This is a genomic window from Streptomyces lasiicapitis, assembly GCF_014646335.1.
Taxonomy (GTDB): domain Bacteria; phylum Actinomycetota; class Actinomycetes; order Streptomycetales; family Streptomycetaceae; genus Streptomyces; species Streptomyces lasiicapitis.
In genome coordinates, this window is sequence record NZ_BMNG01000015.1 from 294951 (window position 1) to 308255 (window position 13305).

A 13305-nucleotide genomic window follows, 5' to 3' on the forward strand; every position below is an offset into this window, starting at 1 on the left:
GGTGACCATTCGATGCTCACGACAACGGGAACCGCTCAGGACACACGAGCGGGCGCCACTGCGACGACCGGATCACTGTGGACGCGCCGCGCGGCGATGACCACGGCCGTCCTCGCACTGACGACGGCATGCGGGACGGCGGAAGGGCGAACGCCGGGCGGGACACCGCGCCGACCGTCCGTCGACGCCAAGTCCACGGCCTTCGACGCCGCCACCCGCCACGACACCGCGTTCAACCGCCGGTTCCGCCACAGGACGGCCGACGTCGACGGCGTGCGGATGCACTACGTCACCGGCGGCACCGGCAAGCCCCTGGTCCTGCTGCACGGCTGGCCCCAGTCCTGGTACGCGTGGCGCGGCATCATGCCGGCACTCGCGGAGCGCCACACGGTGTACGCGCTGGACCTGCCGGGGCTCGGCGACAGCGAGGGAGCGCCGCCGAGCTACGACAAGGCCACCCTTGCCCGGTTCGTCCACGGCCTGCTCGCCGGCAGGCTCGGCCTGCGCGACATCAACCTCGTCGGCCACGACCTCGGGGCCGGTGTCGGTTTCCAGTACGCCGCGCAGTACCCCGGCGAGGTCCGCGCGTACGCCCACCTGGACTATCCCCTCCCGGGGCCCGCCCTCAGCGCCGCCAAGTACCGCACGCTGAGCTGGCACCTCGGCTTCCACGGGCAGGACGACTTCCCGGAGGCGATCGTGGCCGACGACGTGCGCGAGTACCTCGCGTTGTTCTACGCGTACGTCGCGTACGGCGGGAAGAGTTTCGGCGGACCCGGCGCCAAGTCCCCGTTCACCGACCGGCAGGAAGACGAGTTCGCCCGCACCTACCGCCGCCCCCAGGTCCTGACCGGCGGATTCGAGCTGTACCGGACGCTGGAGCGGGACGAGCGGGACAACACGGCCGCCGCGCCGATCGCCACGCCGACGATGCTGATGACCGCCGAGGGCCAACTCCCGTTCGCCCGCTCCACGGTCGAACCCCGCATGTCCCGCATCACCCGGGCCGTCGAGGTTCCCAAGGCGGGCCACTGGCTGACGGAAGAGAACCCGAAGTTCGTCACCGCCGAACTGCTGGCGTTCCTCGCCGGAAGGAGGGCCAAGTGAGCACCGCGACGTCACGCGACCGTACGCGGCACCCCAGGCCACGGACGAAGGACACCGGACCCCCGCGGACCGGCGCCGACGAGAAGGCCACCCTGCTGGGATTCCTGAACTACCTCCGCGACGCGATCGCGAACAAGGCCGTGGACGCGCCGGAACCCCAGGTCCGCACCCCCGGAACCCCCTCAGGCACCAGCCTCCTCGGCCTGGTCAAGCACCTGACATCCGTCGAGCGCTTCTACTTCCTCGGCGAAGCGGCCGGCGACTGGGCCGCCACCATGCGCCCGACCCCCGAGGAGACCGTCGACGGCGTCCTCGCCGACTACCGCGAAGCCGTCGACCGAGCGAACCAGATCATCGAAGCCTGCCCGGACCTGACGCTCCCCGCCCCGCGACCCCCGCGCCGGAAGGCGTCCCCGTCCATGCGGTGGGTCCTGGTCCACATGATCGAGGAGACCGGCCGGCACGCCGGTCACGCCGACATCCTCCGCGAACAGATCGACGGCTCCACGGGCCGCTGAAGGGTCGCCCGACGGGAACACGCCATTCGTGTCAGCGACTGACATGTACGGGCCTGAGGAAGAGGTGCGACTCCTGCGAGGTCGTGGGGTGGGGAGGGGTGCGAGCCCGTGTCGTAAAAGGACCGGCAGGTGCCATAAATCGGCCATCAAGTTGCACTCGGGGCCGACCGTGGCGAAGTTGGCTGAACCGGGCATGGTACGGGTAGGTGCATGGGGCATGAAGTGAGGGTCGGAACACCCGGACGACCCGTCCGAGCACAACGGAGGCCCCCATGGCGCAAGCCACCCCCTTCCCTCAGGACCGCACCTGCCCCTATCACCCGCCCACCGGATACCGGCCGTTGAGTGAGCAAGGCCCGCTCAACCGCGTCACCCTCTACGACGACTCCGAGGCCTGGCTCGTCACCGGGCACGCCGAGGCCCAGGCCCTGCTCACCGACCCCCGGCTCTCCGCCGACCGGCAGAACCCGGCCTTCCCGCTGCTCGCCCGGCGGTTCGAGCTCTCCCGCCGGGAGCCGCTCGCGCTGCTCGGCGTCGACGACCCCCTGCACAACAAACAGCGCCGCACGCTGATCCCCACGTTCGGGGTGAAACAGGTGGCCGCCATGCGCCCCGGGATCCAACGCGTCGTCGACGAACTCCTGGACGCCGTCCTCGCCCAAGGGCCGCCCGCCGAACTGGTCGCCGCCTTCGCCCTGCCCGTGCCGTCCATCGTGATCTGCGAACTTCTCGGTGTCCCGTACGCCGACCACGACTTCTTCGAAGAGGCCTCACGCCGGATCCTGCGCGGCGCCACGGCCGAGGACTCCGAGGCGGGCCGCCTGGAACTCATGGACTATCTGGGCGACTTGGTCGACCGCAAGGCCAAGGCGGCCGGCGGCCATCCGGGCCGCGACGCCACCCCCGAGGGCGTACTCGACGAACTGGTCCGCGACCGGCTCGGCGACGGCACCCTCGACCGCGACGAACTCGTACGCCTCGCCCTCATCCTGCTCATCGCCGGGCATGAGACCACCGCCAACATGATCTCCCTCGGCACCTTCACCCTGCTCGAACACCCCGACCAGCTCGCGGCCCTGCGCGCCGACCCGGAGCGGACGCGCGACGCCGTCGAGGAACTGCTGCGCTTCCTGTCGATCGCCGACGGGCTCGTGCGCGTCGCCACCGAGGACATCGAGGTGGCGGGCCGGACCATCCGCGCCGACGACGGCGTCATCCTCTCCGCCGCCACCGTCAACCGCGACACCACCGTCTATCCCGGAGCCGACGACCTCGACGTGCGGCGCAACGCCCGCCACCACCTCGCCTTCGGCTTCGGCATCCACCAGTGCCTCGGGCAGAACCTCGCCCGCGCCGAGCTGGAGATCGCCCTGCACTCGCTGCTCGCCCGCATCCCCGACCTGCGGCTCGCCGTGCCCGCGGACGAGATCCGGATGAAGCCGGGCGACACCATCCAGGGTCTCGTGGAACTGCCCGTCACCTGGGGGCGCGGCTGATGCGCGTCTCCATCGACACCGACGTGTGCATCGGCGCGGGTCAGTGCGTGCTGACGGCGCCGGGTGTCTTCACGCAGGACGACGACGGTTTCAGCGAGTTGCTGCCCGGACGCCAGGAGGGGGTGGAGGACCCCATGCTCCGGGAGGCGGCGCGGGCCTGTCCCGTACAGGCCATCACGGTCGCAACGGAGTAGTTCACGGAGTAGTTCCACGAGGGCCGGCTCGTGGGTCGTACGTCGCGTCGGCGCACCCCGCACCGACGCGACGTACGGCCCACGACACAATGGCACGATGCGTATCCGAGCAGTGCACGGCGGTGAGTTGGCCCGCCTCCAGGACATCGAGCGGGCCGCTGGCCGCTGGTTCCGCGACATCGGTATGGCGGAGATCGCCGACGACGATCCGCCCACTCTGGACGAACTCGCGCGCCACCGGCGCGCGGGCCTCGCCTGGGTCGCCGCCGACCCGGCCGACGTACCCGTGGCCTACCTCCTCGCCGACCCCCTCGACGGCGACCTCCACGTCGAGCAGGTGTCCGTGCACCCCGACCACGCGCACCAGGGCATCGGCCGTTCCCTGCTGGAACACCTCGCGGACCGCGCGGCGGCCGAGGGTGTCCCGGCGCTGACGCTCACGACGTTCAGGGACGTGCCGTGGAACGCCCCGTACTACGCGCGCTGTGGCTTCGTACTCCTCGAAGACGCCGAACTCGGCCCCGGGCTGCGGGACGTCCGCGAGAAGGAGGCCGCGCACGGTCTGGACCGCTGGCCGCGGGTGTGCATGCGGCGCCCGCACGGCCGGGGGTGAAGCGACCGTGCCGGGAGCGATGCGACGAGGGGTGAAATCCGGCCTCAGTGAGCCGCATTGGGGCCCGAGTCCGTCAGGGGGCTTCAGCCGGGTGCTGGTCTGGACCTATCATCGGGTGGCATGAGCGGGCAGGAGTTCTCCTCCGGGAGGCCGGGGCGCGAGCCCCGGCTCCGGAGCGGGTTCCCGGCTGAGGACGGGATCCCGGCCGAGGCCGCCGCGGCACGCGCCGCAGCGGGCCTCAAGGGCGCCCCCTGCCTGCTCATGGCGCTGCTCTGCCTGATCCTCGCGCTCGGACCAGCCGCCAACGTCTTCCCCGGCGACATGGGGCAACAGGGCGAACACACCGCAGTCACCGAGCCCTTCGGCCCGCCCGTCGACGCGCTCGAAGGCCGCAGCGAGGCGGGCAGCACCAGCGGCTGCAACGGCGGCGGCGAACGCGAGACGCCGCGCGAGGCCGTCATTCCCGTCCCCGAACAGCCGGGCGCCCCCGCACAGCGGGCCGCATCCCCGCGCCACGACCCGAGCCGGGGCCTCGCCCTGCTCGCCGGCACCTCGTCCCCCGACGCCACCGCCGTCGACCTGTACCAAACCCGCGTCATCAGAACGTAGAGGGGCCTCTCCTCCCTCGCTCCGTCATCCCCCCCAACCTTTCTTGGCACAAGGAGAGATCCGCCATGTCGTCCCCCTTCACCACCCCCACACCGGCTGGCGCGCCATCGCGCCCCGCCGCCTCCCCGCACCCGGCCCCACAACCCGGCGCCGACCTCGGCCTGTTACTGCTGCGCCTCGCGGTCGGCCTCACCATGGCGGCCCACGGATCGCAGAAGCTCTTCGGCTGGTTCGACGGCTCCGGACTCGACGGCACCGCGGGCAACTTCGCCGCCGACGGCTACAAGGCCGCCAAGACGATGGCTTGGGTCGCCGCGCTCACCGAGACCTTCTGCGGCCTCGGCCTCGCGATAGGTCTGCTCACCCCGCTCGCGGGCGCGGGCATCCTCGGCATCATGCTCAACGCCATCGCCGTGAAGTGGGGCAGTGGCTTCTTCAGCCCCCAGGGCATCGAGTACGACCTGGTGCTCCTGGCCGGCGCGGTGTCCCTGGCACTCGTGGGCCCCGGCCGCCTCGCCGCCGACGCACTCCTGCCCGTCCTGCGTGACCACCGGTTCTCGCGCGGGGTCGCGGCCGTCGTACTCGGCGCGGTCTCGGCGGCGTTCGTGCTCGTGGTGCTGCGGGACTGAGCCTCCGGCAGCCGCCGGTGCGGGCCCGCGCGAGCGATTGCGTGGGCCCGCACCCCCGTTCTCACGCGAGCCCGCACCCCCGTCTTCGTGCGGGCCCGCAACCCGCTTGACGCTCCGCGGATTCCTGCCTTGGGTGTACGAGAACCGCTGTCACGTCAAGGTGAGGAGCAGGCCGTGCCCGAGCAGGGGAACGACGATCCCGGGACGCCCCGCGCACAGGGACCCGTCGACCAAGTGCCCATGACCGCCGAAGAGATCGACGCGGCCAGCGTGGGCACGGCGCCCAGACTCGACGGCCAGGTCGCGCTGGCGGAGTACGACCCCCGCTGGCGCCAAGCCTTCGCCCACGAGGCCGTACGCATCGACGGCGCGCTCACGGGCGTACGGCACGAGATCGAGCACGTCGGCTCGACATCGGTGCCGGGCCTGGCCGCCAAGCCGATCATCGACATGCTCCTGACCGTCCCCGACCCGGGCGACGAGACGGCGTACGTACCCGCGCTCGAACGACTCGGCTACACCCTCGCCGTCCGCGAGCCCGACTGGTACGAGCACCGCGTGCTGCGCACCCAGGACCTCGCCCCGGGCGCCGCGTCCGCGAACCTGCACGTGCTGCCGCCCGACTGCCCCGAGACCACCCGCATGCTCCGGTTCCGCGACTGGCTCCGCGCCCACGACGACGACCGGGACCTGTACGCCCGTACGAAGAGGGCGCTGGCCGAGCAGACGTGGGAGTACATGCAGAACTACGCCGACGCCAAGACGGAGGTGGTCGAGGCGATCATCGCGCGGGCGGAGAGGGCCGAGAGTGCCTAGGGCGCGGCCGACGCGGTGAGCGGGCAGGGCGCACAGGGCACCAACAGGCCGTTTCGTTTGGTTCAGTGTGCGGACCGCAGGACGGTGTCCACGATGTGGAGTCCGGCCCTGCGAGAGGGGATGAAGCGATGACATTGCGTTCCGATGTGGCCGAGCTGCTGGCGGGGGCCGGCATTCTCGACGTGGACGTCGACGATGCCCTCGCGGACGAGCACGTCCGATCGTCCGCCTACCAACGCGTCGTCTCGGTGACCGCTTCCTCGCGGAGCCGCGACAAGGACCGCGCGATCGTCGCCACGATCCTGCGCGACCCCCACGAGATGGGGTCCAAGACGGCGGTGGTCGCCCTCGTGGACAGGATCGCGATGCGGGTGAGTGGTCCTGCCGAGTTCCGGCAGTGGTCGGCCGAACTGCTGCCGGAGATCGACCAGCTCAAAGCGGAGGGGTGCCGCGAGTTCATCCACAGCCGCATCCACGACTGGCTGTTCTACCTGTCCGTCGAGGACGGTCACGTGCCGACACCCGTCGAGTTGGCGAAGGTCACGTACTGGATGCAGCGCGTCCTCGCCGAGCAGTCGACGTCGCCGGAGGTACTCGCCCTGCTCGCCGGGTCAGGCTGCAGCAAGAAGATACGAAACATCGCGAAGGACCGGGCCGGAAACCGCAAGCTGAGAACGCGATGAGTCAAGAGTGGCGATGGGCGGGCGCGCAGACTGCCGCACCCTCAAGAACCGCGTCATGTCCCACAGCCAGGCTGCACGTATCACCCTTTGGGCCAATCGGGGGACGGCGGAGCGGTCTCCATCGATGTGGGCCCGCCGGCTGCGGAAAGATGCGTTCCATGCGAACCATGAAACGCGTTCTCCTCGCGGCTGCGGCCGCGTCGCTGCTGGTGGCGACCCACGGCGCAACTGCCGCGGCCTCCGCGCCCGCACCCACGCCCGTACAGTCCGCGCCGGCAGCCGGGCCAGGCTGGCACCACGTGGCGGACTTTCCTCCGGCCGAGGAGAACCGCTGTCATGAGCGCGGCCGGTGGTACTTGGAGAACGGCGTACGCGCCTACGAGTGCCGGGCCGCCGGAGTCTGGGAGTTGTGGGTTCTCACCGAGCCCTCCTGACCAGGGTCGGGGCCGGATCGTTGCCGCCTCCGTTGCGGTACTAAGGGCGCGTAGGACGGCAGGCGGGGGCCCTGGGCCAGGGGGCGCACTACTATCCGGCCATGCGACCGGCTCAGTACAGCGACGAGGACCTCGAACAACACTCCCTGCGCCGACGGGTCGCAGACGACGGACAGCGCTCGGGATTCGAGCACGACGTGGACCGCATCCTGTACTCCACGCAGTGGCGCGCGCTCGCGGGCAAGAGCCAGGTCGTCGCCAGCGGTGAACTCGGCGCCTACCACACCAGACTGACCCACTCGATGAAGGTCGCCCAGCTGGGGCGGCGGATGGCCGAGCGCCTGGAGCGGCGCTACGGCGGTCCGAGCCCGGCCCTTGTCGAGGCGGCCTGCATGGCGCACGACATCGGTCACCCGCCCTTCGGCCACGCGGGCGAGACCGCGCTGCGGGCGACGATGGACGAGCTGCAATCCGCGGGCGGCGCGCTCGACAGCTTCGAGGGCAACGCCCAGACCCTGCACATCCTCACCTTCCTGGCCGCGCACAAGTACCCCGGCCACCGCGGACTGCACCTGACCCGGGCCTGCCTGGACGCCGCGACGAAGTACCCCTGGGAACGCGCCCCGCACGACGTCGATCCCGCGCGGCACGCCAAGTGGGGTGTGTACGCGGCCGACCGGGAGGCGTTCGCCTGGGTGCGGGCGGGCCGCGGCGACGACGCCGTGCCGGTCGAGGAGCAGGTGATGGACTGGGCCGACGACGTCACGTACGCCTGCCACGACGTGGAGGACTTCTACCGCACCGGGCTGATCCCGCTGGCCGCGCTCTTCCCGCCGCCGGGAGCGGCGGGCGGCGACACCGAGCGGGAGACGCAGCGCTTCCTGGACTACGTGGAGGCCAAGCGCCGCCGCACCGGTGCCGCCTTCGACCGGGACGAGGCGCTGCACCTCCTCGCCGACATCGCCAAGGCACTGTCCGTCCCGGGGCCCTACGCGGGGCGGCACGCGGACGACGTCGCCGTCAACGCCCGGACGGCCAAACTGATCGACCACTTCACCCGTGGCATCGAGCTGGAGGTCGGCGGCCGGGAGGCGATCCGCCACGGCGCCAGGCTTGTCGTCCCGGCCGAGCGCCGCGCCGCCTGCGACCTGCTCAAGGAACTGGTCTGGTGCTACGTCATCGACCGCCCTGCCCTCGCCACCCAGCAGCACGGAAAGCGCCGCATCGTCTCCGAGCTGCTGCGCTGGACCTACGAATCCCCTCGACTCCTGCCCACCGACCGGGCCGAGGAACTCGACCTCCACGGCGACCCCCTGCGCGCCGCCGCCGACCACGTCGCCTCCCTCACCGAGGACCAGGCGATGACCCTGCACCGCCGCCTGTCCGGCACGAGCCTTGGATCCGTGAGCGACACGATGTGGCTGTGACGCCGATTCTCATACCGGTATAGTAATGCCGGTATAGTTATTGGTTGCGTGTGAAGGGTGCCGCATGATCGAGATCCTGAACCCCACCCTGCTGGCCCGGGCGAAAGACACCGGTGCCCTGGTCGGCGAGATCCTGCAGTCACTGAAGAGCCGTAGCGCGATCGGCACGAACCTGCTGGACATCGACAGGTGGGCCGAGAAGATGATCGTCGAGGCGGGAGCACTGTCCTGTTACGTCGACTACGCGCCGTCCTTCGGACGCGGCCCGTTCGGCCACTACATCTGCACGGCCGTCAACGACGCCGTGCTCCACGGACGGCCGTACGACTACGCGCTCGCCGACGGCGATCTGCTGACACTCGACCTCGCCGTCTCCAAGGGCGGAGTCGCCGCGGACGCTGCCATCAGCTTCATCGTGGGCGAAGCGAAGCCCCCGGAGAGCGTCGCGATGATCAGCACAACCGAACGCGCGCTGGCCGCAGGGATCGCCGCTGCCGGGCCCGGGGCTCGCATCGGTGACATCTCCCATGCCATCGGCACGGTCCTCAGCGGGGCGGGGTACCCGATCAACACCGAGTTCGGAGGACATGGCATCGGATCGACGATGCACCAGGACCCGCACGTCGCGAACACCGGACGACCCGGCCGTGGCTACAAACTGCGCCCTGGGCTGCTCCTTGCCCTGGAGCCGTGGGTCATGGCGGACACCGCCCGACTCGTGACCGATGCCGACGGGTGGACGCTCCGTAGTGCGACAGGCTGCCGGACGGCACACAGTGAGCACACGATCGCCATCACCGAAGACGGAGCGGAGATCCTCACCTTGCCCAAGCAAGCACACCTGTGAGGTCGAAGCCCGTGTTCCGGGGCTACGGCTTGCGGCCCATGGTGTGGAGGAGACGGCCCTGCTGGGATGTGTCCGACGTCGGTGCCTCTGTGGGCGGCCCGTAGTAGCGGTTGCTGTCCGTGAGCGGGCTTTCGCTGACGCCGTGATAGATCCACGGGAAGTTGTCGAGGATCCAGCGCACCGTGTGCGCGTCGAGTCGTTCGTCCAGTTGTACGGCGCGGGCGAGATCCCACGTGTGGGTGATCGCGTCCACGACGTACAGACCGAGCAACTGCCGACCGGGAACGGGCTCGAACGGGTAGTCGACGATCTGGTCGAGCGCGCCTACGGCATGGAACGCCGCCCGGCACTCGGCGACCGCGTCCCGGTAGGTGGTCACCAGGTCGCCGTCGAGCGCCTCGTGGTCCAGGTTCGTCATGAACTCCGCGCTGCTGCCGCCACGCAGGAGCGAGGTGTAGATGCGACTTCCCTGGATCATGTGGTTGACCAGTTGACGCACGTTCCATTCGGTGCACGGGGTGGCGTTCTCCCAGCACGTGTCCGGCATCGCCCTCAGCCGACTCAGCCGATCGCTGAAACCTTCTGCGGCGGTGTCGAAGTGGCTGAGCAGCGTGCTGTCTGTGTCGTTCATGGTGCCGAGTCTGGCCAGTGCGTGCCGCTGCTTCCGGCGGGAAACGGACCATGACCACTTCAACGCGCCCTGCGCCGATCGACTGCAATCTCGCGCCCTGCTCCGATCGACCACAACCTCGAAGGTCAGCCGCGCAGCACCGGCGGATGCACGAGATCGCCGCGACAGCGTTGGGTGTGGTCCGGCCACCTGGAGTCGCCGCAGTCCGCGCAGAAGAGCTGATGGCAGGCACCGCAGACAGACATCTGCTCGACTCGGCCGCGTGTGCTGCAACCGCCGCAGTGGCGGGTGCTCTTGAGCAGCAGCCCGGTGCGGTGCTCGGTCTGGAGTCGGCTGTGCTCCACCAGTTCCTGGGCGGCGGCCGTCGCAGCCGCGCGACCGGCGCCGTTCACCCACCGCTGAGCGGCGACCAGGCACAGACCGACGAGTGGGTCGTCCGGACGGCGGCCATCGGCCGCCCACAGCTCCGCACGGTTGTTGAGCCGCGCCGTCAGGCTGCCGTCCGCCGGATCCCGGCCGAGGGCGACGGCCTCCAACGCGGCCCGGGCACGGTGGTGGACCGGCATGCGGATGACCGGGCGGGCCAGGGCGACGGCGGCGCAGCGCCGCGCGTAGTCGACGTCACCGCGCTGGTGGGCGGCCTCGACGAGGTAGCGGAGCTTCTGGATGGAAGTCGCGCTGCTCAACGTCGAGCAGTGCTCGCGCAGTTGCGTCCACTCGGCATCGGCGCGCACCGGTCCGCGCCGGCCCGCGAGCACGCACCGGACAAGGGAGATGACGTCGATCCTGTAGTCGCGGATCGCGTCGAGAACGCTGTCGAGCGCGTCGTACTCCGCTGCTTCGAGCAGGTCCACGACGGCGAGGGCCAGCCACCGCATCGCCATGGTGGCGTCCGTCGCGTCGCAGGCCTGCGTCGAGACCTTCGCCGCCATGCCGGAGTCCCCGGTCGCCAGGTAGTACACGCGCATCGCGGCGAGCGCGGACGGGTCGGCGCGGTCGGCCGCGTAGGAGCGGCGCACGTACGGCAGGGCACGGTACGGCTCGTCCACGGTCAGCCAGGCCTGGGCGAGGATCGCGGTGTCCCCTTCGGACTCGAACTCGCCGATGGATTCCCATGCTTCCGCAACGGTCCGCAGCCGCTCGACGTCCGTGTCGGCTCCCGTCGATTCGACGAGTTCGACCAGCGCCAGGGCCAGATACACCACGAACGACAACGCGGCCTGCCGGGGCAGCACGGCGTCCTCTGGTCCGGAGGGGCTCGTCGCGCCGCCGACCTTCCAGGTGAAGCCGAGCGAGGAGTCGCCCCGCAGAGCCGTGGCGCCGGGCTGGGCACGGAAGGCCTGCCACACCGATGCGGGATCCGCCGGATCGCCGAGGATCCGGGTGCACAGTTCCGCGAGGCGGGTGAGCGCCGGCACGGACCCGATGCGGTGCAGGCGCCGGCACTGCGAAAGCGACGTCGCCCAGCCGAAGGAGACGACGGCCGTCGTCACGGGGGTGTCGGGGTCGCTTCTCGGCCAGGAGCCGGTGAAGGGCGGCATCGCGGGGAGCGGGTACCAGGCGGTCGCCGTGTCGCGGGGAGCTCCGAGCCACGGCTGCTTGTCGTCGCCGAAACCGACCTGGTGACCGTACGTCTCGATGATCTCCGCGGCCGACGGGCGGTCCGCCGGCTCGACGGCCCCGGATCGGTCGACCAGGTCGGTCAGCCACTGCCACCCCTCGGGCAGCGGGCCGGTGCCGGTGACGCCGTCCCGCATGGCGACGCCCCAGGCCCACACATCCATCGCCGGGGCGGCGGGCGCGCCGCCCAGTTGCTCCGGTGCCGCGTACTCGGGTGTCATCCGCCAACTCGTAGGCCCGCCCGCCTCCGACAGCGTCTCGAGATCCGACAGCCAGGTGTGCCACTTGGCCGACTCCTCGCCCAGGCCGTCGTCCCCATGGTGGAAGAGGACGTTGTCCGGCTTGACGTCGCCGTGGACCAGGCCGTGGTCGTGCAGCCGTTGCAGGGCGCAGGCCATGGCAAGGCCGTGGTACGCCAGTTCCGCCGCGCCGATGTCGCCTGCCGCAAGCCGGTCGCGCAGGCTTCCGCCCTGGCAGTAGGGCATGCAGAGATAGGTGCCGCCGTCGGCGAGGTTCAGTGTGTCGTCGAGGGGCACGAAGCCGCTGTATCCGAACCGCATCATGCGCAGCGCCTCGCTGTGCCGCGTCGTCTGCGCCGACGCGCCCACCGCCTGGTCCGGCCGGAACCCCTTCAGGACCATGAACTCGCCGTCCCGGCGGCGCCCCACCAGAACCGTGGCGTGCGGCCCGTCGACCTGCCGGAGGATCTCGTAGTCACCGACGCTTTCGTGCGCGCGCGCCTTCTTCAGCGTCGTCGCGGTACGCAGCGCCTGTGCGAAGTAGGGATGCGCGAACGGATCGGCGTACGCGCTGCCCTGACGGCGCCACCAACGGCTCATCCGCCCGCACCCCCGCCCAGCCGCAGCGCCGCGTGGGCACGGCACACCTCCAGCCAGCGCTGTCGGTGCAGGGCCAGCGTGGCTGCGATCAAGGCCCGCAGTTCCTGGCCCAGTTCGCCGTCAAGGGCACGGTAGAGATGATCGAGCACGGCTGTGCCCGACGTACGCCACGGATGGTGCTCCTCGTCGACGCGCAGCTCACCGGTCGGGAAGTACGCGAGCACCGCGTCGACGAACACCCGCTCCGGCTGTCGCACGGCCGTACCGTGCAGCGCCTCCGCCGTCGAGTGGACCCGCACCCGCACCGGTTCGTACGCGAGCCGCAGCCGCCGCAGCAGCTCGGCGACCGCCCGCACCCGCTCGGCGAAGTCCGGGGTCTCCCGCTCCCAGGCGGCGGGTGTCTTCTCGAGGATGGACTCGAACATCACCAGGTAGTCCCGGTGCACCGCTTCGAGATCCGCGAGGAGCTGCTCGACCGCCTGCCGACGGAACACATCGGCAGGCGGCCCGAGCGCGGCCTGCAGGGCCGCGGCGATGTCCACGGCCGACTGCGCCGTGGCCGCCGCGGAGTCCAGATGAACGTGTACGTCGCCGTGCACGGCGCCGGTCTGGAGACTGGGCCCCACCACCACGCCGGACAGCGAATTCGTCACCTCCGGCGGTAATCCGGAAGCGTCCCCCGAGCCCGAGCCGATCACCATCCGCACCCTCTGCGTGCCTGACTGTGCTGCCTGCCTGCTGTGAGCGTCATCCGATCCTAGGGCCTGTCTTGTGGATCAGGCCCTAAAGCCTGTTGCAGAAGGCTGTGAGCTGGGTATTTCCTGGGTATGGCTGGGGTGTTG

General features: G+C 70.7%; 15 protein-coding genes. 12 read left to right on the forward strand and 3 right to left on the reverse strand.

What is annotated here, in order from left to right; all coding sequences use genetic code 11:
* The first annotated feature begins 12 nt into the window (after nt 1–12).
* The 12 genes from IEY91_RS42050 (at nt 13) to map (ending at nt 9373) form a co-directional block, all read left to right on the forward strand.
* Complete coding sequence (locus tag IEY91_RS42050) at nt 13–1107, forward strand: alpha/beta fold hydrolase (protein ID WP_229697346.1); 1095 nt, start codon at nt 13–15, stop codon at nt 1105–1107.
* Nucleotides 1104–1625 (forward strand): DinB family protein, encoded by a 522-nt coding sequence (locus IEY91_RS42055; RefSeq protein WP_229697347.1) that lies wholly within the window; start codon nt 1104–1106, stop codon nt 1623–1625. The genes IEY91_RS42050 and IEY91_RS42055 overlap by 4 nt, the downstream gene beginning before the upstream one ends.
* A 272-nt stretch (nt 1626–1897) precedes the next feature.
* Nucleotides 1898–3121, forward strand: coding sequence for a cytochrome P450 (locus IEY91_RS31680; protein ID WP_164327529.1), 1224 nt, complete (start codon nt 1898–1900; stop codon nt 3119–3121).
* Entirely contained in the window at nt 3121–3315 is a 195-nt protein-coding gene (locus IEY91_RS31685) for a ferredoxin (RefSeq protein WP_164327530.1), read from the forward strand. The genes IEY91_RS31680 and IEY91_RS31685 overlap by 1 nt, the downstream gene beginning before the upstream one ends.
* Before the next feature lie 97 nt (nt 3316–3412).
* Nucleotides 3413–3928, forward strand: a complete 516-nt coding sequence (locus tag IEY91_RS31690; protein ID WP_189176598.1) for a GNAT family N-acetyltransferase — start codon at nt 3413–3415, stop codon at nt 3926–3928.
* Nucleotides 3929–4048: 120 nt separating this feature from the next.
* Nucleotides 4049–4537, forward strand: a complete 489-nt coding sequence (locus tag IEY91_RS31695) for a hypothetical protein (RefSeq protein ID WP_189176599.1) — start codon at nt 4049–4051, stop codon at nt 4535–4537.
* Between the two features lie 65 nt (nt 4538–4602).
* The gene (locus tag IEY91_RS31700) at nt 4603–5166 is read left to right on the forward strand and encodes a DoxX family protein (RefSeq protein ID WP_189176600.1); all 564 of its coding nucleotides are present in this window, start codon (nt 4603–4605) and stop codon (nt 5164–5166) included.
* A gap of 174 nt (nt 5167–5340) precedes the next feature.
* The gene (locus IEY91_RS31705) at nt 5341–5982 is read left to right on the forward strand and encodes a GrpB family protein (RefSeq protein WP_229697348.1); all 642 of its coding nucleotides are present in this window, start codon (nt 5341–5343) and stop codon (nt 5980–5982) included.
* A 128-nt stretch (nt 5983–6110) separates the two neighbouring features.
* Nucleotides 6111–6665: a hypothetical protein gene (locus tag IEY91_RS31710; RefSeq protein ID WP_189176601.1), complete on the forward strand. Its 555-nt coding sequence runs from the start codon at nt 6111–6113 to the stop codon at nt 6663–6665.
* Between the two features lie 167 nt (nt 6666–6832).
* Nucleotides 6833–7099 carry a hypothetical protein gene (locus tag IEY91_RS31715; protein WP_164327535.1) on the forward strand — a complete coding sequence of 89 codons (267 nt, stop codon included), beginning with the start codon at nt 6833–6835 and terminating at the stop codon, nt 7097–7099.
* Between the two features lie 101 nt (nt 7100–7200).
* Nucleotides 7201–8526, forward strand: a complete 1326-nt coding sequence (locus IEY91_RS31720; RefSeq protein ID WP_189176602.1) for a deoxyguanosinetriphosphate triphosphohydrolase family protein — start codon at nt 7201–7203, stop codon at nt 8524–8526.
* Nucleotides 8527–8590: 64 nt separating this feature from the next.
* On the forward strand, nt 8591–9373 hold the full coding sequence (gene map / locus IEY91_RS31725; RefSeq protein WP_189176603.1) for a type I methionyl aminopeptidase: 783 nt from the start codon (nt 8591–8593) through the stop codon (nt 9371–9373).
* A 22-nt stretch (nt 9374–9395) separates the two neighbouring features.
* Here map and IEY91_RS31730 read toward each other — a convergent pair whose 3' ends face one another.
* From IEY91_RS31730 to IEY91_RS31740, 3 genes are all read right to left on the reverse strand, one after another.
* Nucleotides 9396–10004: a TIGR03086 family metal-binding protein gene (locus IEY91_RS31730; RefSeq protein ID WP_189176604.1), complete on the reverse strand. Its 609-nt coding sequence runs from the start codon at nt 10002–10004 to the stop codon at nt 9396–9398.
* Between the two features lie 125 nt (nt 10005–10129).
* Nucleotides 10130–12463 (reverse strand): serine/threonine protein kinase, encoded by a 2334-nt coding sequence (locus IEY91_RS31735; protein ID WP_189176605.1) that lies wholly within the window; start codon nt 12461–12463, stop codon nt 10130–10132.
* Nucleotides 12460–13116, reverse strand: a complete 657-nt coding sequence (locus tag IEY91_RS31740; RefSeq protein ID WP_189176606.1) for a hypothetical protein — start codon at nt 13114–13116, stop codon at nt 12460–12462. Before IEY91_RS31740 ends, IEY91_RS31735 begins: the two co-directional genes overlap by 4 nt.
* Nucleotides 13117–13305: the final 189 nt, after the last annotated feature.

What these genes read in the sequence shown, in the direction of transcription:
- IEY91_RS42050 (WP_229697346.1), top strand. Translation starts at nt 13, where the DNA reads ATGCTCACGACAACGGGAACCGCTCAGGACACACGAGCGGGCGCCACT.
- IEY91_RS31680 (WP_164327529.1), top strand. Translation starts at nt 1,898, where the DNA reads ATGGCGCAAGCCACCCCCTTCCCTCAGGACCGCACCTGCCCCTATCAC.
- IEY91_RS31685 (WP_164327530.1), top strand. Translation starts at nt 3,121, where the DNA reads ATGCGCGTCTCCATCGACACCGACGTGTGCATCGGCGCGGGTCAGTGC.
- IEY91_RS31690 (WP_189176598.1), top strand. Translation starts at nt 3,413, where the DNA reads ATGCGTATCCGAGCAGTGCACGGCGGTGAGTTGGCCCGCCTCCAGGAC.
- IEY91_RS31695 (WP_189176599.1), top strand. Translation starts at nt 4,049, where the DNA reads ATGAGCGGGCAGGAGTTCTCCTCCGGGAGGCCGGGGCGCGAGCCCCGG.
- IEY91_RS31700 (WP_189176600.1), top strand. Translation starts at nt 4,603, where the DNA reads ATGTCGTCCCCCTTCACCACCCCCACACCGGCTGGCGCGCCATCGCGC.
- IEY91_RS31710 (WP_189176601.1), top strand. Translation starts at nt 6,111, where the DNA reads ATGACATTGCGTTCCGATGTGGCCGAGCTGCTGGCGGGGGCCGGCATT.
- IEY91_RS31715 (WP_164327535.1), top strand. Translation starts at nt 6,833, where the DNA reads ATGAAACGCGTTCTCCTCGCGGCTGCGGCCGCGTCGCTGCTGGTGGCG.
- IEY91_RS31720 (WP_189176602.1), top strand. Translation starts at nt 7,201, where the DNA reads ATGCGACCGGCTCAGTACAGCGACGAGGACCTCGAACAACACTCCCTG.
- map (WP_189176603.1), top strand. Translation starts at nt 8,591, where the DNA reads ATGATCGAGATCCTGAACCCCACCCTGCTGGCCCGGGCGAAAGACACC.
- IEY91_RS31730 (WP_189176604.1), bottom strand. Translation starts at nt 10,004, where the DNA reads ATGAACGACACAGACAGCACGCTGCTCAGCCACTTCGACACCGCCGCA.
- IEY91_RS31735 (WP_189176605.1), bottom strand. Translation starts at nt 12,463, where the DNA reads ATGAGCCGTTGGTGGCGCCGTCAGGGCAGCGCGTACGCCGATCCGTTC.